The following is a 17683-nucleotide window of genomic DNA, read 5'->3' as shown; positions in this document are numbered from 1 at the left end:
AAGCGTCAGCCTGAGCTTCTGTCTCAATCTCAGTCTCGGTATCAGTATCAGTATCAGTCTCGGCATGCTCATCGCGCCAAGGCTCGGCGGTAAACCCGGCGGCCTTTAACAGTTCGGTCAACTCGGCGGCGGTTTTATGGCTTTTCAGTGCAAGCTGTTTCTGGTTCAGATTGACCGTCACCTCAGCTTCATCGCTGAGTGCCTTACGAATACTGGCCTCACAATGGCCACAGGTCATATCGCCAACATAAAAGCGGAAGTTTTCCGGCTCACTTGTATTGCCAGGCGCAAGCGCTTGCGGGGTAAAGCCTGCGCCGGTTATCAATTCGGCCAGTTCGGCCGCGCTCTTGTGACTTTTCACCCGTAGCTGTTTGTCTTTAAGGTCGACTTCTACCTCAAGCTCATCAGCCAGCGCCTTGCGAAGCTTACTCTCACAGTGGCCGCAGTTCATATCGGCAACATGGAAACTAAAGCGGCCAGGGGCTTCAGGGCTAGGTTCAGGGCTGGGCTCTTGCGCGCTGTCACCGGCACCGGGAGCAGCAATCTCGGCCTGCTCGGCGTCATAACCTGCGTCTTTCAGTTTCGCCAACGCCGCGGCGGGGGTAAGCTCAGCGCCAGGGGCGAATGTCAGCGTCAACGACTTATCTGCCACCTCGGTAGCGGCTTCTACGCCGGTATCATCGGCGAACAGGGCCTTTATCTTGCGGGCGCAGCCGCCGCACTTCATATTCGCTATGGTGAATTGTATCTGGTCCATTGGAAACTCCCATCTGTGCCCCTCGCAAGCGAGGCTGGCTCAACACTGAGATAAAGGTTAAAGTCTCCAGTAACGGGAGAGTCAAGCCCGGATAATTATCCATAACAGAAAAGGTGCTCTGACTCTCAACAATGCGCTTGCGGCGCGACAAAATAGCCCACAAGAGTCCCAACACGGCAGGAGTTCAGCGATGAAAATAGGCGAAGTGGCCAAGGCAACAGGTCTGAGTATCAAGAGTATCCGCTATTACCATGACATAGGCTTGGTTGAGGCCCACAGAGGCGCCAATGGGTATCGTGAGTATCGGGCGGCTGAAATCGAGGCGCTCAAGTTTTTGCAGCACTGCCGCGAGCTGGGCTTTACCTTGGATGAATGCCGGGATCTGTTGCAACTGAAACACAATCCCAAGCGCTGCGCCGAGGATGTCAAACGTCTGGCCAAGGGGCACCTGCAGGCGTTGGAAGACAAAATGGCCAGACTGGCGTCGCTGCATGCCCAACTGAGCGAACTGGTATCCCAGTGCCGCGGCGGCAATCAGTCTGAATGCGCCATCATAGATGGCCTGTCCAGCGAAACCAAACAGGCCTGAAGCTATCACTCAACTTGCTGCCCGGGCCGCGCCAAGGCTGCGGCATTGTCCAGCTTCAGTGCCGGTAGTGTGCCCGCCGGGGTGAAATCAAACACCATACCATAGAACACCAGCTCTGATTCCAACGCCAGTATCTTGTTGTGGGGTTGGCGGAAGCCATGTCCTTCTCCCTCAATGCCGATAAATGCTGTGGGCACCCCCTTGTCTTTCAGCGCCTTGTAGATATGCTGCGACTGACTCGGTGGCACCACCTTATCTTCGAGCCCTTGCAACAGCAGCAAAGGTTCGTTGAAGCCCTGCAGGTGGTACAGGGGCGAGCGTTCACGATACACTGCCTTCATTTCCGGGTAAGGGCCTATCAGTTGATCCAGGTATCTTGACTCAAACTTATGGGTTTCCTTACCCAGCACCTCAATATCACTGATCCCGAAATAGCTCACCCCGGCCTTGAACTTATCATGGAAAGCCAAGGCTGAAAGCACGCTCAAGCCACCGGCACTACCGCCGCGGATAGCCAATTTCTCAGCATTGACCCAGCCTTGGTCAACTAAAAAACCTGCAGCCCAGACAGCATCCTCAACATCTGCCTTGCCCCAGTTGCCATAGAGGCTCTGGCGATATTGGCGGCCAAAGCCGGTACTGCCGCGATAATTGAGTTCAAACACGGCAAAGCCGCGGCTGGTCCAGTATTGAATGGCGCTGTCGTATGCCCTATTTGCGCTGGCGGTCGGCCCACCATGCAACATCATCAAAAGAGGCGGCCGGGTATCCGGCAGAGGTTGGTAATCACCATTTACCGGCGGATAAAAATAGCCGTGAGCCTTGCCTCCCCCCTTGGTGGTGAACTCAACATTGACGGCGCGGGAGATGTATCTGGGATCCAGACCACAAATTTTAGGTGCATACACAAGTTCTGTGCCGCGGCCGGAAACCTTATAGATGCCGCGCTCTGGTGTTGGCCTACTGCCAACGAAATAAACCCCGTCGGCCCCCTGCACCACCTGTTTGATATCGGCAAAGTCAGCAGCCAGCACTTCAATAACCCCGGTCTGCAGATCCAGTCGCAGCAATCCGGCATCCCCTTCCTTGTTGAAGCTGGCTATCAGGGTATTTTCATTTTCAAAGGCGTAAGCGTGCTGCCCCAACTTCCAGGCAGGGCCGCCAATTTCAGCCTTGAGTTGGGTAACCTGTTCGATATCGCCTTTGCCATCAAGCCGATAGAGGTTCCACCAGTTGTCATAGTCGGCAATAAAGTAGAGCACGCCGTTTGGGCTAAACAGGGGTTGCATCAGTGCGCCCTTGCGCTCGGGTGCGATTTGGCGAATGTTAGTCAACTGCCCCTTGCGATTGAGATCCCCAAGCCACAACTGAGTATTATCCCAAGGCATGTTGGGATGTTCCCAGGTGATCCAGGCAAGCTGAGTATTGTCGGCATTGATTGCCGGAGAACTGATAAAGTCGTGCCCATCGACAAAGATATCCCCTTCACCGGAGAAATTCAGGTTAATGGTCACCAAACTGGCCTTGGGCTCACCCGGTTGGCGATGATCTTCCCGAACACAAATAATCCGTGAGCCCTTGGGGTAAGAGATACATTCCCCGTGACGGGTGCCATTGGGAGTCAGAGCCAGCGCCTCCTGATTCGGCGCTATCCGGTAAAACAGCTGATCCTGCCCCTTGGTGACAAACAGGCTCTGACCTATACCGAGAAAATCGCCACCGCCATACTCGTGAACGCGACTACCAACACCAAAGGCCGGTGCCACCACACTGGTAATGCTGCCATCTTTTTCAAGACGCTTTATCCCCACCTTGCCGCCTTCGGCCGGGCTGGATTCCGAGAAATAAATCGCATCACCGACACTCTGCAGCTCACCTATTGCCGAGGCACTGCCGTAGACTTCGGCGGCCCCCAAAGGCGAGGCCCAGCTGCCATAAGCGGCGCTAATCCTCTGCTCATTGTCGGCAGGCGCTTGTTGCTCCTGCGCAGGTTGACCGCAACCCTGCAGCACGAACACCATCAGCGCTACGGCCAAAATTTGCTTTCCGGGATTGAAAATCATGGTTTCGTTTCCCCCCAACACCCACCCTCAGGCAGATTGAAACTACTACAACTTAAGTCTTGTGTTGTTATTTAAATTTGGCGCAGAACCACTGCAACACCCTGTACTGCTGCAAACTGGATAATCCAAAAAAGATGCAGATCCAAGGTGAAAGCAAATAGTACCAGGTGATGGGTTCAGTAGAGCGACCGCTGAGAAGCAGATAGAAGAATCCGAAATAGATTACCATGACACCCGCAATTCCCACCAACAAAAGCAGGCGCTTAATCTGTTTCTCCAACCAATGCATGGGTGAGTGTCGATACCTCTGGTACTTTTAACTTTTATTAGGGGGGATTGTTCAATCCGAGACAAGAATTGTCAACGTCTGTAATACAAAGCGGACAAGTATCTACCCCTCACCATTGCAGAATGATAACTTTTGCAAGACCCTGGCGCGTTCGCCGGTTTCATCCCGCTCACCGGCCAAATCCTCATAGAAGTACATAAGTTCAGAGAAGATATTCACCAACTTATCGCCGTCGTTCACATAGAGCTGCGGCGCATCATGGCAAAAGAAAATTAACAAACAAGCTGCCCGGTGGAGGAAGAAAACATCATCCCTGCCTTTGTTTGAAACCCGGTAAAGAACAGGGATGATATCTATTTTGGCCTTGATCTCAAGGCATTTAATTACAGGCGGATACCGCCGTCAATTTCAAATACCCGGCCATTGACATAGTCGTTTTCAATGATGAATTTAACTGTCGAGGCGATTTCAGCGGCATCCCCCAGACGGCCGACCGGTACCATTTTCTCCAGGCGCTCCAGCGCTTCCGGTTTCATGGCGGCGGTCATTTCGGTGGCAATAACCCCGGGTGCAACAGCAGCGGCCCGGATCTTGTAGCGCGCCAGCTCCTTGGCCCAGCCCACCGCCATGGCAGCGACACCTGCCTTGGAGGCGGCATAGTTGCTCTGCCCCACATTGCCGGCCCGAGCCAGGCTGGAGATATTGATAATCACCCCTTCCTGACCAGAGCTTATCATGGCGGCGGCGGCTTCACGGCCACAGAGGAAACTGCCGCTCAGGTTTACATTGATAACCGACTGGAACTGCTCCAGCGACATACGGTCTGTCACCTGACCCTCTTTGGCTTTGATCAACATGCCGTCACGCAAAATACCCGCGTTGTTTACCAGCACATTAAGCTGACCAAAATCTTCCAGAATGTACTGAAAGGTTGCCATCACATCTTCTTCATCTGTGATGTCCACCGCATAACCCTGCACTTCGGTCTCACCCAGCAGAGCACAGGCTTGCTCCAGACGGTCCTGATCCACATCGATCAGCGCCAGACGGGCACCGGCTGCGGCCAGCTCCTGCGCCATCGCCAGACCCAGTCCACCGGCTCCACCTGTGATGGCGACTACCTTACCTTTTACATCCATTGGGTTATCCTTATTTCTCTTGCTTGAATTGTTCAAAAATACTGGAAAAATCGCGACGACCATTACCCTTGCGGGCATGATTGACATAGAGGCTGCGCGCCAGTGCGCCCATGGGGGTGCTCGACTGACTGGACAGCGCTGCTTCCTGGGACAGACCGAGGTCCTTAACCATAAGATCCACCATAAACCCGCCCTGATAGTCATTGGACGATGGCACGCTTGGCATCACCCCGGGACAGGGGTTGTATTTCTCCAAGGTCCAGTTGCCGCCGCTCGAAACTTTCATGATATCTGACAGCACCTTGGGATCCAAACCATTATCTATCCCCAGACTCAGCGCCTCACTGGTACCTACCATCAAGACAGACAACAGCATGTTGTTGCAGATTTTGGCAACCTGACCGGCTCCGGCACTGCCTGCATGGAAAATATTGGCGCCCATGCACTCGAGAACGGGTTTGGCCTTGGCAAAACCTGCGTCGCTGCCGCCGCAGATAAAGGTCAGCGTACCGGCCGCGGCCCCGGCGGTGCCACCGGAAACTGGCGCATCAACAAACTCAAGCCCTTTGGCGGCCGCCCCAGCCGCCACTGCGCGGGCACTGTCAGCATCTATGGTCGACGAATCGATAAGCAAGGTTCCCTCGGCCACAACATCCAGCAGCCCTTGCTGCTGCTCGCTACCGAGGTACAGACTACGCACATGCTTGCCAGCCGGCAACATGGTTACCACCACATCGGCACCCGCCGCTGCGCCACAGGCGCTCTGGGCAGTTATAGCCCCCTGCTCTGCCAGGCTCTGCATCGCCGCCGGCACCAGATCGAATACCCTAACAGTCATCCCGGCCTTGATCAGGTTGACCGCCATCGGCCCACCCATGTTGCCCAAACCAATAAAAGCCACTGTTGTCATCTGTTTGCTCTCCCTGTTGGAATCTTGTTTGCCGACGCCTTAACCAAAGACACCGGTCAATCTTGCAGTTAGGCCTGTTACAGATCGGCCAATGGGTGTTCATGTTCAAATGGCGACTCGAGCAAGGCAGATACCGCTTCTTGCGGTGCTATCTTGCCCTTGCCGTAACGCCAGTTGGGATTACGGTCCTTGTCGATAAGCAGCGCCCTGACACCCTCACAAAAATCACCTATGGCGCAGCAGTTGAGGCTGAGACCCAGCTCGAAGCGGAAACAATCCGCCAGGCTCATGTCAGTCCCAAGCCTTGACTGCTCGTAGGCCAGCGCCCAGCTCAGCGGGCTGCCGCTCAGCATGGTGTCACGGGCACGCTGCAACCAGCCCTCTTCGGTTTCCAAGGTCTGCATCTTGACGAGAATTTCCGCCATATCCCCGGTCATCAGCTCATCTATCTGAGCCTGATGGCCCTTCAAGCGACTGCTGCCGGGACGCTCTTCACTCTGGGTTTCCAATTCATTGAGCAGATCATGCAGCTTCTGCTGGTTGAGACTGGTGTTATTGCCCCAGTTAACCGTCGCCATGGCATCGAGCATGCGCTCTTTATCCGTTGAGGCCAGAAAATGATTGCCAATGCCGGTATAACGGGCATCGGCCGCATTCATATTGTAGGCGGTCAGGCCGAGAAACAGCCCAGTTTTACCCGGCATGCGGCCGAGAAAATAGCTGCCGCCGACATCCGGGTAAAGGCCAATGGTGACCTCAGGCATGGCGATGCGCGAGCGCTCGGTCAATACCCTGTGGCTGGCACCTATCATCAGCCCCAGACCACCACCCATCACTATGCCGTCACCCCAAACCAATACAGGCTTACCGAAGGTATGCAGCTGAAAGTCGAGCCGATACTCCTCTTCGAAAAACACCCGGGCTTCCTGGGTGTAACTGCCGGGATTGGCCTGCTGCGCCTGATACAGCGCCCGCACATCACCACCGGCGCAAAAGGCCTTGTCGCCGCTGCCGTCGAGGATCACGCAGGCAATCTGTTCATCCTGTTTCCAGGCAGCCAACTGCTTGGCCAGCAAACGCACCATGTTGAGGTTCAGTGCATTGAGTGCTTTTTCTACATTAAGTGTGGCCACACCAATCAACTTGCCGCTGGCGGTTCCCAGGGTCTGAAATACCACTTCATGACTCATATCAGCGCCTCCTTATGCGTTTTTCCAGTTGGCTGCGCGCTTCTCCAGGAAGGCATTGACCCCTTCTTTCTGATCTTGGGTGTCAAACAGAGCCACAAACAGCTCACGCTCCAGCGGCAGTGCCTGAGCTCTTGGCATATTACGTCCGGCCTGGATCAACTGCTTGCAAACGGTCACGCTCGATGGGCTCTGCTTGGCGGCCTTGGTCGCCAGCGCAATGGCAACGCTCAGGGCCTCGCCCTTACCAACGACCTCTTCGACCAGGCCAATCTCACGGGCCTTGGCGGCATCGATTCGCTCACCGCAAAGGATCATCCGCTTGGCCCAGCCCTCACCGACCAGAGCGGTCAGATTCTGGGTGCCGCCGGCACAAGGCAGCAGGCCAACTGTAGCCTCGGGTAATGCCAGCTGTGCCTGCTCTTCGGCGATACGGATATCACAGGCCAGTGCCACTTCCAAACCGCCGCCCATGGCATAGCCGTTAATGGCGGCAATAGACACACCACGAAAGGCGCTCAGGGTTTCAAATGCTTCGCCAAAACAGCGTGCCATGGTGACGGCATTGCCTTTATCACCGTCGGCAAACAGCTTGAGATCGGCGCCGGCCGAGAAGAATTTCTCCCCTTCCCCTGTCAGTACCAAGGCATAGATATCGGGATCATTGTTGAGCTCTTCCACCTTGAGGCGCAGTTCATTGAGGCTCTCGGCCGTCCAGGTGTTGGCCGGTGGATTATTGATGGTCAGAACAGCCGTATGGCCTTCGATATGCTCAATCAAAAAAGACATGAATGACTCCTTGCAATTCGGTTAAATGGGTTTGGCCTTAGAGGATCTCGCCGGCATGCTCATCCAGCAGGCGGCGGGCGATGATAAGGCGCATAATCTCATTGGTTCCTTCCAGGATCTGGTGTACCCGTACATCACGGAAATGTCGCTCCAGCGGGTATTCGCGGATGTAGCCGTAACCGCCGTGAATTTGCAGCGCGCTGTCACACACGGCAAACCCTATGTCTGTGGCAAAACGCTTGGCCATGGCGCAATAAGCCGTGGCTTCGGGATCGCCGCTGTCCAGCTTAAATGCCGCCAGACGCACCATCTGCCGCGCGGCTACCAATTCGGTGGCCATGTCGGCCAGCTTGAACTGCAGCGCCTGGAAGGCGGCCAGTGGTTTGCCGAACTGCTTGCGCTCATGCATATATTCGGTGGCGCGCTCAAGCGCAGCCTGAGCAGTACCCACAGAGCAGGTGGCGATATTGATGCGGCCGCCATCCAGGCCCTTCATGGCGAAGGTAAAGCCCTGGCCTTCCTCACCCAACAGATGATTAACCGGCACCCGCACGTTTTCAAAAGTAATGAGTCTGGTTGGCTGGGCGTTCCAGCCCATCTTGTCCTCGGCCTTGCCGTAGATAACGCCCTTGGCATCAGCCGGGATGGCAATCGCCGAAATTCCCTTGGGGCCGGCCTCACCGGTGCGGCACATCACCACCAAAAGCTCGGTGGCGCCGGCGCCCGAGATAAACATCTTGGAGCCGTTAATCACATACTCATCGCCGTCGCGCTCGGCGCGGGTAGCAAGTGAAGCGGCGTCACTGCCTGAACCCGGCTCGGTCAGGCAGTAAGAAGCCAGCTTACTGCCTGTGGTCAGTGCTTCAGACCACTCGGCCCGCAGACTTTGCTGGCCCCAGGTCGTCACCATCCAGGTGGCCATGTTGTGAATGGTCAGCATGGCTGTGGTGGCAGTGCAGCCCTTGGCCAGCTCTTCAAAAATAATTGAGGCATCCAGACGCGACAGGCCCATGCCGCCTTCCGACTCGGGAGAATAGAGTGAACAGAATCCCAGCTCCCCGGCTCTTTGGATCACGTCTTTGGGAAAGTGATGCTCCTCATCCCATTTGGCGGCAAATGGGGCCAGTTCATCGGCGGCAAACTGGCGGGCCAGCTCGGCGAATTGGCGCTGATCTTCGTTGAGATTGAAATCCATGCTTGACTCCTGTGCGCAGATCTCTGCGTCTTGCGGTGATCCGGTGATGCCGGATCTCTTGTTATTTACTGTTGCGATTAAAAAGGGGCACCGGCCATTGCCGGTGCCCTTGGGCTCACACTGTTACTTGAGTGCGATAGTCATGTTGGGACCAGAGGCGATATCAGACTCGAACCAACGGCTGGTGATGGTCTTGGTTTCTGTGTAGAAACGCACCGCCTGCTTGCCGTAAGCGTGCTGATCGCCGTAGAAGCTGCCCTTCCAACCCGTGAAAGAGAAAAATGGCAGCGGCACTGGAATGGGCACGTTGATACCCACCTGACCCACTTCGATTTCATGCTGGTACTTACGCGCCGCGGCGCCGCTGGCAGTAAAGATAGAGGTGCCGTTGCCGTAAGGACTGGCGTTAACCAGCTCAATGGCATCTTCCAGCGACTCGGCTTCCATACAGCAGAGCACAGGGCCGAAGATCTCTTCCTTGTAGATGCTCATGTCCGTGGTTACCTTGTCGAACATGGTCGGACCGACCCAGTTGCCTGACTCATAACCAGGTACAGTGCAGTCGGAACCATCGAGCAGACACTCGGCGCCTTCGGCCTTGCCCTCGGCGATAAGCTTGAGCACCCGCTCTTTGGCGGCCGGGCTGATGAGTGGGCCGTAACCGGCTTCCTTGTCATCCCAAAGACCGGGACGCACCTTGGACAGGGCTTCTTTCAGCTCAGGGATCCACTCTTTGGCGGCGCCGACAAACACAGCGACCGACAGCGCCATACAGCGTTGACCGGCAGCGCCAACCGAGGCGCCCACCAGGTTATTGATCACTTGCTGCTTGTTGGCATCAGGCATGATCACGCAGTGGTTCTTGGCACCGGCAAAGGCCTGCACCCGCTTGAGGTTGTCAGTGCCTGTCTTGTAGATGTACTGACCCACGCCCACAGAGCCCACAAAGGAAATCGCCTTGATATCCGGGTGAGACAGCAGTACATCAACCGCCGTTTTATCACCATGAACCAGCTGCAGCACCCCCTTGGGAGCCCCGGCCTGTTCAAACAACTCCACCAGACGCTGCGGCGTCATTGGGTCCTGCTCAGACGGCTTGAGAACGAAGGTGTTGCCGCAGGCGATAGCCAGCGGGAACATCCACAGCGGGATCATCGCCGGGAAGTTGAATGGCGTAATCCCGGCACAGACACCCAGCGGCTGAGTGTAGGAGTAGGTATCTATGCTGCGGGCCACGTTCTCAACCGTTTCACCCATCAGCAAGGAGGCGATGTTGCAGGCATGCTCGGCCACTTCAATGCCGCGCCAGACATCACCCTTGGCATCTTCAAAGGTTTTACCCGTTTCCTGGGCCAAAATGGTGGCCAGCTCGTCATGGTGCTCTTTCAAAAGGTGCTGATAACGCAGCATTACCCGAGCGCGTTCGGAAACGGCCACTTCCTTCCAGCTCTTGAAGGCTTCCTTGGCGCTGGCGATGGCGCGCTCAACTTCCGGCTGGGTCGCACAGTTGATAAAGGCGATGGTCTCATTGTTGGCCGGATTGGTAACATTGATCTGCTTGCTGCCGGAACCGTTGACGAATTCGCCATCTATGTAGTGCTTGACTTGTGTGCTCATAAGAATTCCTTGTAGGTAGTGGGACGACGCACCTACAGCTCTTGTGGCTGCTTTTTGATGGCGCCGTGTCCTGTCTTGTTGATTACTTTAATTTGTTGCCGGCCGCTGTCGCGGCCGACGGGATATCAGATCTCAATCGCCATAGCTGTGGCTTCACCACCACCTATGCACAGCGATGCCATACCACGCTTGAGGCCTCGGGCCTTGAGCGCATGAATGAGAGTCACCAACAGACGGGCGCCGGAGCAACCTATCGGATGACCAAGCGCACAGGCACCGCCATTGACGTTGACCTTGGCGGCATCCAGCCCCAACTCGCTGATGGCCAACATGGTCACCATGGCGAAGGCTTCGTTGATTTCGAAAAGGTCGACCTCATCCTTGCTCCAGCCGGTCTGTGCCAAGAGTTTTTGCATGGCGCCCACAGGCGCCGTGGTAAACATGGCCGGCTCTTGGGAATGGGTAGCATGGCCCTTGATGGTAGCCATCACTGCCAGCCCCAGGTTTTCAGCCTGTTCACGGCTCATCAGCATCAAACTGGCGGCACCGTCGGAAATCGAACTGGAGTTGGCGGCGGTAATGGTGCCGTCTTTGGCAAAAGCGGGACGTAGCGCCGGGATCTTGTCAGGGCGGGCATTGCCGGGCTGCTCATCGGTATCAATCAGAGTATCGCCGCGGCGGCTGCTTACGGTTACCGGGACTATCTCCTCCTTGAAGGCACCTGAGGTGATGGCCGCATTGGCTTTTTCCAGTGAGCTCAGGGCGAAAGCGTCCATGGCTTCACGGGTCAGGCCAAAATCGTCGGCGGTTTTCTGGGCGAAGGTTCCCATGGCGCCCCCTGTATAGGCATCTTCCAGCCCATCGAGGAACATATGATCCAGCATCTTACCGTGGCCCATACGCATGCCGCCGCGAGCCTTATCCAGTAGATACGGCGCCTGACTCATGCTCTCCATACCACCGGCAATCACGATATTGGCACTGCCGGCCTTGATAAGATCGTGCGCCAGCATCACGGTTTTCATCCCCGAGCCGCACACCTTGTTGACTGTGGTTGCGCCAACAGACTGGGGCAAACCTGCCCCTAAAACCGCCTGTCTGGCAGGGGCCTGACCGAGGCCGGCCGGCAATACACATCCCATCAGCACTTCATCGACCTGTTCGCCCTTCACTCCTGTAGTTTCCACCAAGGCCTTGATGCTGGAAGCCGCCAGCTGAGGAGAAGGCACAGTGGAAAGACAGCCCTGAAAACCGCCCATGGCGGTTCGTTTGGCGGCGACGATAACAATATCCTGAGGACGACTCATTGTTGACTCCCTTGTTGGGCACCCAAACACCGGCCCAACAGCAGGCCGGCGGTGTTAGGTGCAGCAAATTTGCACTCTGTTGCTGCCACTTTGACGTTTACGCGAACGTAAGGCAAGTAATAATTAGTCTAATACAGGCTCTGTTTATAGGTATTTTTGTCAGGGAGGATTTACAGCAGGATGACAGCGCGTGCCCTGAAAGAAAGCCAAAACACTACGGCTTAGAAAATATTAGAGAAGGAAATATCAGTTTAAGGAAGCATAAGCAGTAGAGGCTGACGCCATCTGGCTTGATATGAGCTAAGCCCTGACAGGAGCCACAAGACTGCGACTCCCGCCAACAAAACATTTGGCATTTGCAGCTCAGCTACTCTGTTCCCAGGGCGTAATAGCACTGAGATCCGATAAGTCATAAGGGGTCAACTGGTAGACATAATAGTTGAGCCAGTTGCTGATCAGTAGACTGCCATGACTATACCAACGGGCAATCGCTTCTGCCTCTGGGTCATCGTTGCGAAAATAGTTTTGCGGGATCTTGGGCGCCAAACCGGCCGCCAGATCTCTTTGATACTCATCTTTAAGGGTCGACTTGCGATACTCCGGATGCCCTATCACAAACAGGTTGCGATTATCCTTACTGATCACCAGATAGGCACCGGCTTGGTCTGACTCGGCCAGGACAGTCAGTTCAGGATGCGCCTTAAGCTCGTCCACATCCATCTGGGCATAACGGGAGTGCGGAGCATAAAACTCATCATCAAAGCCGCGCAGCAAGGGCACGTGGGCGCGAATACGCCTATGCTGATATACCCCGGAGCATTTTTCAGTGAGGATCTTGCGCTCAAGTTGATACAGGTGATAAAAACCGGCGTGGGCCGCCCAGCAGAGAAACAGTACCGAGGTGACATGCTCCTGTGACCAATCGATAATCTCGCGGATATGATCCCAATAGGTGACCTCCTCGAAATCGAGCTGTCCCAAGGGGGCGCCAGTGATGATCAGGCCATCATAGTTGCGATGGCGCACTTCTTCAAAGTCACGGTAAAAGGTATTGAGGTGATCGCTCGGCGTATGTTTCGACTCTTTGTCGTGGATCCTGAGCAGATCGATATCCACCTGCAACGGAGTGTTGCCCAACAGCCGCAGCAACTGGGTTTCTGTCTCAATCTTGTTGGGCATCAGATTGAGGATCAACACCTTCATCGGCCGTATATCCTGCATCGCCGCCCGGCTCTCGGACATAACAAAAATGTTCTCCGACTCAAGCACACCGGCGGCTGGCAGGTTATCGGGTATTCTTACGGGCATAAAGCGCCTCTCCTGAACTTTCAGGGCAAGGCGCTTGGCTCGTTATTCCTGTTAGCGCCCTACCTTTTGCACCATGATTGATACAGGCTCAACCTTGTCGATATTGACAGGATAGGCCTGGGTATTGATAAAGAGTAAGTCATCCTTGAGGGTGATCCTGGCGCTGACACTGTAGCTGTGGCCACTCTGGAACTGATCCCGGGCAAGAATGAACTTAAAAGGCGTTGGACTGGTTACGCTGTCGCGCTGAATAACCGCCAGCACTTCTGCCGGAGCATCCGCCTTGGAAACGTCCTGAACCTGAACCGTCAATAAGGCCTCCGGTGGCAGCGCAATGCGCTCGCGGTACCAGACATCGCCATCAATTTCGACTGTGGCATTCGGGGTTGCACAACCTGTGAGTGCCATCATTCCTGCTACAGCCGCCATCATTGGCATGCGCAGCCAGTTGCCTGTCATTTTCATTGCTAGCTCCTAATCATACACAAAGACTTCTGGATGTCTATACATCCAAGTTTAATCATTGAGAACCTGTGAGGATAATCCTATCATAGGACTCCATTTTTGAGTTCAAATATCCTTATGACACAAGCAACTGCGATTATTGTGGGCGCCAGCTCACTCCTCAGCCGTGAAATAGCCCGCCGCCTGGCCGATGAAGGCACTAAACTGGCATTGCTGGCACAGGATCCCGACTCATTGAAAGAGTTTGCCGCCACCCTGGCAACCGAGGCTCAAGTGTTTGGCCTGGACATAGATAAACCGCAAACCTTGATAGCCGAGCTGGAACAGATTTGGCAACAGTTAGGGGGCGCACATCTGGTGTTGGTCAATACCGGACTCAACTCCTATCATCCGGATCTGCCCTGGCAGCTTGAAGATGAGATCATCAGTGTCAATGTCCGTGGCTTTGCCGCCGTCTGCAACACAGCTTTCAGGCTGTTTCGCGAACAGGGTTATGGCCAACTCGCTGCCATCAACTCCATTGCCGGTCTTCGCGGTGGCCCCAGCGTGGCTTTTCATGCCTCCAAAGCCTTTGGAATCAACTATCTCGAGGGGTTGTCCATGCATGCTCAAAGGCTCAAGCTACCGATCACCATTACGGATATTCAATTGGGGTTGCTGGATAAAGCAGCGCTGCAACAAAGTAAGCTGTGGTTATCACCCGTAGATGTGGTAGCCGGGCAAATCATCCGCGCCCTGCAAAAAGGCAAACGCCGGGTCTATGTCACCAAACGCTGGGCGACGGTTGCCTGGCTCACCAAACTACTGCCTGAGTTTATCTACAATACCCGCCACTGGAAGGTGAAGAAACGCAGAGGGCAATAGAGATAAAATAAACTTCTCATTGTTGACCATAAAAAAGGCGCCGGAGGCGCCTTTTTTATGGTTGAGAGCTCTTGGGTTGGGAGCTTGGGCTTGGAAGACGTTAGAAAGTGTAACCTATGCTGACCATATAGACCCAAGGATCGATGTCAGTATCAACAACTTGCTCGGCTCCACCCATAGTGAATTTCACGTCTGTACTGATCTTGGCATACCAAACTGAAGCGTTCACCAACCAATTATCATTGATTTGGTAATCCAGACCCGCTTGTGCGGCCCAGCCCCAAGAGTTGCTCAAACTCAGGTTGTCCAGACCCAGACCTTTAGCTTCATCGGTGAAGTCATTGTCGAAGAAGTTGGTGTAGTTAACACCGACACCCACGTAAGGACGCAGCTTGGACTCGGCATTACCGAAGTAATACTGGGCCACCAAGGTAGGCGGCAAATGCTTAGTTTCGGCAATCTTGCCAAGTGCACCCAGAGATACGTCATGGCTGAACGGGGTCGCGGCCAGCAGTTCGATACCAAAGTTATCTGTCAGCATATAGCCGAAGTTCAAACCCAACTGGGTGTTATTGTCCACGCCAAAAGAGGCGATATCGGCCACAACCGGGCTAGACTCGTCCGGGGCGACTACAACAGCACCGGCACGAACGATAAAATCACCGGCCTTGTGGGCCAGTGCAGGGGCAGCAACAGTAGAAAAAAGGGCGGCGGCAATCAATCCTGATACGATATTTTTTTTCATCATCTCACTCCGTAGCGACAACACAGCGCTTTGTTTTTTATTACATCCATAACAACTGAGGCCACACTGCCAGATTTAACCCTTCACATTTTTGATCTGCATCAAGCGTTTCGAGTGATACCCAGTTTGAGATAGCACAAGCGCGAAACAGATCACATAAACTAAAGATTTATTGATATTGCACCTTTAAATTAAGTGAGCCAGCTCAAAACTTCACTATCCCTAAAGTGAAATAAAAGTACATTTTTCGAACAGACGCGCCCAAGCGAAAAGCAACCAAAACTTAACAACTGGTGTCAGATATAAATGCTAAAAAATACTATTTAAGCGGTATTTTCAACTAAAACATGTCGGAGAGTTCAACGAATATTTGAGAACAGAAATCAAAAATGGAGGCCACTCGACAGAAGATATTCATCTGCAATAACGGCAAGCCAATTGTTCAAGTGAGGAGGGATTCAACGAAAATAATGGAGCCACAGGCGTTTGAGTGTGTGAGCCTAGAACAATGTTTCGAGTAATGGAGTTTTTAATAACGGAGTCTTTAATAACGGAGTCTTTAATAACGGATAGTCTGCCAACCAGTTCTTGGCCTTGAGCCGACTCTCGAATACTCCGGGAGTGCTCTTAGGATTAGGGCTGAGTTCCAACGCCAGCAAAGGGCCTAGCGGGAATAGATTAAGCAGTTGCAACTCCCCTGCCCTCAACCTGACAGCCAGGGCCGTTTGCTGCTCAGGCCAGTAACTCATGGCATCAGACACTGAAACATAGGGCTGATGATTGTTTTTAAGGTGCATCCTGGCTTGGTTCTTTACCGACCATGGTAAGTCGAGCGCGGCGACCAACTTGGCCTCATAGGCCCTGTCGGTGACTTCCGAGTGGTCGCTTGGCTCAAAGTAGATCACATCTATATCGCTGAGCCTGGATACAGTGCCGTGCAACTTGTCCCACACCAGGTTACGAACAAACCCCGCCGCCAGCCAGGCATCAATAGGCCCAAGGTTTGCAACACACTCAAGTGCCTGCATCCGCATCCTGTCTTGCCTGAGCCAGTTTTCAATCAGCTCAGTCGCCTCAGTTTCACTGACTTGCAGCGACCCTCTGGGCTCGAACTCATCGTATATCACCCATAGTCCCCCTTAAAAAGACAAAAGCCCCCGCAGAGCGGAGGCCTTTGAGTTTAACTCAAGCTATCACTTATCTTCAGTATCTCTATCCATGTTCTCTGTATTTTCCAGCCAGAGAGCATTGATGATGCCGAAAGAACAAGCCAATAAAATGCCGAGTATCCAAGTGAAATACCACATAATTCAGGCTCCTTAGTACAGTGATGCGCTGTTGTTTTCAATGTGCTTGCGATTCAAGCGACCATACATCTTGAAGTAGGTCCAACAAGTATAACTAAGCACAATAGGAACAAAGATAATTGCCACCCAAGTCATAACGTTCAGTGCCATCTGACTGGCAGTGGCATCCCACATGGTCAGGCTGACGTTAGGATCCTGTGATGAAGGCATCACGAATGGGAACATAGCTGCACCACAAGTCAGTATGATACCGGCAATGGCCAGTGAGCTGAACAGGAAGGCGAAACCACTACGGCCGAAACGGCTGGTCAGCAGTACCAAGGCAGGAGCCAACAGGCCCAGAGCCGGGAACAGCATAGTCACTGGATACTTGTCATAGTTGGCCAGCCAAGCACCGGCTACCACTTCAACTGTCTTCTGAGTTGGATCAGATACGGCGTTAGTATCCAGAACCGAAGTCACCACATAGCCGTCAATGCCATAAGCCAACCACACACCGGCAGCACCAAACAGTACTATCAGCAATACAGCAGTCAACTGAGCGGCAGCAGCGGCGCGATGGCGTAGCTCACCTTCGGTCTTCATCTGCAGCCAGCAAGCACCCTGCATCATGAACATACAGGCACTGACCAGACCGGCCAACAAGCCAAAGCCATTGAGCAGACCCAGCAGGCCGCCATCATAATGGGCACGCATATATTCATCAAAGCTGAACGGTACACCTTGCAGCAGGTTACCAAAGGCAACACCTATGATGAGTGGCGGTACAAAACCGGCCACAAACAAGGCCCAGTCCCAGCTCTTGCGCCAGCGTGGATCTTCTATCTTGGAGCGATAGTCAAAACCCACAGGACGTAGATACAGCGCCAATAACACTAAGATCATGGCGACATAAAAGCCGGAGAATGATACGGCGTAAACTGTTGGCCAAGCGGCGAACAGAGCACCGGCACCGGTAATCAACCATACTTGGTTACCATCCCAATGAGGAGCAACCGTGTTAATCATGATCCGACGTTCAGTGTCGTCTTTACCGAGGATTGGCAACAAGGCACCAACCCCCATATCAAAGCCATCGGTCACAGCGAAGCCAATAAGCAAAACGCCAACCAACAACCACCAGACAAATCTTACTATTTCATAATCAAACAT

18 protein-coding genes and 1 pseudogene are annotated in these 17683 nt (G+C 53.9%); 2 read left to right on the top strand and 17 right to left on the bottom strand.

The window, feature by feature from the left end:
- Nucleotides 1-103 precede the first annotated feature (103 nt).
- A pseudogene (locus SIL79_RS14035) lies at nt 104-757 on the bottom strand (heavy-metal-associated domain-containing protein); the annotation flags it as partial.
- Between the two features lie 190 nt (nt 758-947).
- On the opposite strand from SIL79_RS14035, the gene SIL79_RS14030 reads away from it, so the two are divergent.
- Nucleotides 948-1346: a MerR family DNA-binding protein gene (locus SIL79_RS14030; RefSeq protein WP_319619386.1), complete on the top strand. Its 399-nt coding sequence runs from the start codon at nt 948-950 to the stop codon at nt 1344-1346.
- 5 nt (nt 1347-1351) lie between these two features.
- On the opposite strand, the gene SIL79_RS14025 is transcribed toward SIL79_RS14030, so the two are convergent.
- From SIL79_RS14025 to SIL79_RS13970, 12 genes are all read right to left on the bottom strand, one after another.
- Nucleotides 1352-3409 (bottom strand): S9 family peptidase, encoded by a 2058-nt coding sequence (locus SIL79_RS14025; RefSeq protein WP_405130417.1) that lies wholly within the window; start codon nt 3407-3409, stop codon nt 1352-1354.
- Between the two features lie 67 nt (nt 3410-3476).
- Nucleotides 3477-3698, bottom strand: a complete 222-nt coding sequence (locus SIL79_RS14020) for a hypothetical protein (protein WP_039032782.1) — start codon at nt 3696-3698, stop codon at nt 3477-3479.
- Between the two features lie 102 nt (nt 3699-3800).
- On the bottom strand, nt 3801-3977 hold the full coding sequence (locus SIL79_RS14015; RefSeq protein WP_160289552.1) for a hypothetical protein: 177 nt from the start codon (nt 3975-3977) through the stop codon (nt 3801-3803).
- Between the two features lie 104 nt (nt 3978-4081).
- Nucleotides 4082-4837 carry an SDR family oxidoreductase gene (locus SIL79_RS14010; RefSeq protein WP_039032781.1) on the bottom strand — a complete coding sequence of 252 codons (756 nt, stop codon included), beginning with the start codon at nt 4835-4837 and terminating at the stop codon, nt 4082-4084.
- Between the two features lie 10 nt (nt 4838-4847).
- On the bottom strand, nt 4848-5747 hold the full coding sequence (gene mmsB / locus SIL79_RS14005) for a 3-hydroxyisobutyrate dehydrogenase (protein WP_039032780.1): 900 nt from the start codon (nt 5745-5747) through the stop codon (nt 4848-4850).
- Between the two features lie 77 nt (nt 5748-5824).
- Entirely contained in the window at nt 5825-6937 is a 1113-nt protein-coding gene (locus SIL79_RS14000) for an enoyl-CoA hydratase/isomerase family protein (RefSeq protein WP_039032779.1), read from the bottom strand.
- Between the two features lie 12 nt (nt 6938-6949).
- Nucleotides 6950-7723 (bottom strand): enoyl-CoA hydratase, encoded by a 774-nt coding sequence (locus SIL79_RS13995; RefSeq protein WP_319619385.1) that lies wholly within the window; start codon nt 7721-7723, stop codon nt 6950-6952.
- Between the two features lie 37 nt (nt 7724-7760).
- Nucleotides 7761-8918: an acyl-CoA dehydrogenase family protein gene (locus tag SIL79_RS13990; protein WP_025009787.1), complete on the bottom strand. Its 1158-nt coding sequence runs from the start codon at nt 8916-8918 to the stop codon at nt 7761-7763.
- A gap of 123 nt (nt 8919-9041) precedes the next feature.
- On the bottom strand, nt 9042-10535 hold the full coding sequence (locus SIL79_RS13985; RefSeq protein ID WP_025009786.1) for a CoA-acylating methylmalonate-semialdehyde dehydrogenase: 1494 nt from the start codon (nt 10533-10535) through the stop codon (nt 9042-9044).
- Nucleotides 10536-10660: 125 nt separating this feature from the next.
- Complete coding sequence (locus SIL79_RS13980) at nt 10661-11842, bottom strand: thiolase family protein (RefSeq protein WP_319619384.1); 1182 nt, start codon at nt 11840-11842, stop codon at nt 10661-10663.
- A 363-nt stretch (nt 11843-12205) separates the two neighbouring features.
- Nucleotides 12206-13150, bottom strand: a complete 945-nt coding sequence (gene metA, locus SIL79_RS13975; RefSeq protein WP_319619383.1) for a homoserine O-acetyltransferase MetA — start codon at nt 13148-13150, stop codon at nt 12206-12208.
- A gap of 51 nt (nt 13151-13201) precedes the next feature.
- Entirely contained in the window at nt 13202-13615 is a 414-nt protein-coding gene (locus tag SIL79_RS13970) for a YbaY family lipoprotein (RefSeq protein ID WP_071475959.1), read from the bottom strand.
- Between the two features lie 117 nt (nt 13616-13732).
- Here SIL79_RS13970 and SIL79_RS13965 point away from each other — a divergent pair, with 117 nt between their 5' ends.
- Nucleotides 13733-14479, top strand: coding sequence for an SDR family NAD(P)-dependent oxidoreductase (locus SIL79_RS13965; RefSeq protein WP_039032773.1), 747 nt, complete (start codon nt 13733-13735; stop codon nt 14477-14479).
- Between the two features lie 100 nt (nt 14480-14579).
- Here SIL79_RS13965 and ompW read toward each other — a convergent pair whose 3' ends face one another.
- The 4 genes from ompW to cydB all read right to left on the bottom strand — a co-directional run bounded on the left by ompW (nt 14580) and on the right by cydB (nt 17683).
- Complete coding sequence (ompW, locus tag SIL79_RS13960; RefSeq protein ID WP_039032772.1) at nt 14580-15227, bottom strand: outer membrane protein OmpW; 648 nt, start codon at nt 15225-15227, stop codon at nt 14580-14582.
- 497 nt (nt 15228-15724) lie between these two features.
- The gene (locus SIL79_RS13955) at nt 15725-16351 is read right to left on the bottom strand and encodes a nucleotidyltransferase family protein (protein WP_226684086.1); all 627 of its coding nucleotides are present in this window, start codon (nt 16349-16351) and stop codon (nt 15725-15727) included.
- A 66-nt stretch (nt 16352-16417) separates the two neighbouring features.
- The gene (gene cydX, locus SIL79_RS13950) at nt 16418-16531 is read right to left on the bottom strand and encodes a cytochrome bd-I oxidase subunit CydX (RefSeq protein ID WP_039032771.1); all 114 of its coding nucleotides are present in this window, start codon (nt 16529-16531) and stop codon (nt 16418-16420) included.
- Between the two features lie 12 nt (nt 16532-16543).
- Nucleotides 16544-17683 (bottom strand): cytochrome d ubiquinol oxidase subunit II, encoded by a 1140-nt coding sequence (gene cydB / locus SIL79_RS13945; protein WP_039032770.1) that lies wholly within the window; start codon nt 17681-17683, stop codon nt 16544-16546.

It is taken from the genome of Shewanella indica, from assembly GCF_033842865.1.
GTDB lineage: Bacteria > Pseudomonadota > Gammaproteobacteria > Enterobacterales > Shewanellaceae > Shewanella > Shewanella indica.
This window is presented reverse-complemented; position numbering and strand designations above follow the sequence as displayed.

Coding starts and splice junctions, on each gene's coding strand:
- mmsB (WP_039032780.1), bottom strand. CDS start 5,747: ATGACAACAGTGGCTTTTATTGGTTTGGGCAACATGGGTGGGCCGATG.
- SIL79_RS13980 (WP_319619384.1), bottom strand. CDS start 11,842: ATGAGTCGTCCTCAGGATATTGTTATCGTCGCCGCCAAACGAACCGCC.
- SIL79_RS13970 (WP_071475959.1), bottom strand. CDS start 13,615: ATGAAAATGACAGGCAACTGGCTGCGCATGCCAATGATGGCGGCTGTA.
- metA (WP_319619383.1), bottom strand. CDS start 13,150: ATGCCCGTAAGAATACCCGATAACCTGCCAGCCGCCGGTGTGCTTGAG.
- SIL79_RS14000 (WP_039032779.1), bottom strand. CDS start 6,937: ATGAGTCATGAAGTGGTATTTCAGACCCTGGGAACCGCCAGCGGCAAG.
- SIL79_RS14025 (WP_405130417.1), bottom strand. CDS start 3,409: ATGATTTTCAATCCCGGAAAGCAAATTTTGGCCGTAGCGCTGATGGTG.
- SIL79_RS13995 (WP_319619385.1), bottom strand. CDS start 7,723: ATGTCTTTTTTGATTGAGCATATCGAAGGCCATACGGCTGTTCTGACC.
- cydB (WP_039032770.1), bottom strand. CDS start 17,683: ATGTTTGATTATGAAATAGTAAGATTTGTCTGGTGGTTGTTGGTTGGC.
- cydX (WP_039032771.1), bottom strand. CDS start 16,531: ATGTGGTATTTCACTTGGATACTCGGCATTTTATTGGCTTGTTCTTTC.
- ompW (WP_039032772.1), bottom strand. CDS start 15,227: ATGATGAAAAAAAATATCGTATCAGGATTGATTGCCGCCGCCCTTTTT.
- SIL79_RS14020 (WP_039032782.1), bottom strand. CDS start 3,698: ATGCATTGGTTGGAGAAACAGATTAAGCGCCTGCTTTTGTTGGTGGGA.
- SIL79_RS13985 (WP_025009786.1), bottom strand. CDS start 10,535: ATGAGCACACAAGTCAAGCACTACATAGATGGCGAATTCGTCAACGGT.
- SIL79_RS13990 (WP_025009787.1), bottom strand. CDS start 8,918: ATGGATTTCAATCTCAACGAAGATCAGCGCCAATTCGCCGAGCTGGCC.
- SIL79_RS14010 (WP_039032781.1), bottom strand. CDS start 4,837: ATGGATGTAAAAGGTAAGGTAGTCGCCATCACAGGTGGAGCCGGTGGA.
- SIL79_RS14030 (WP_319619386.1), top strand. CDS start 948: ATGAAAATAGGCGAAGTGGCCAAGGCAACAGGTCTGAGTATCAAGAGT.
- SIL79_RS13965 (WP_039032773.1), top strand. CDS start 13,733: ATGACACAAGCAACTGCGATTATTGTGGGCGCCAGCTCACTCCTCAGC.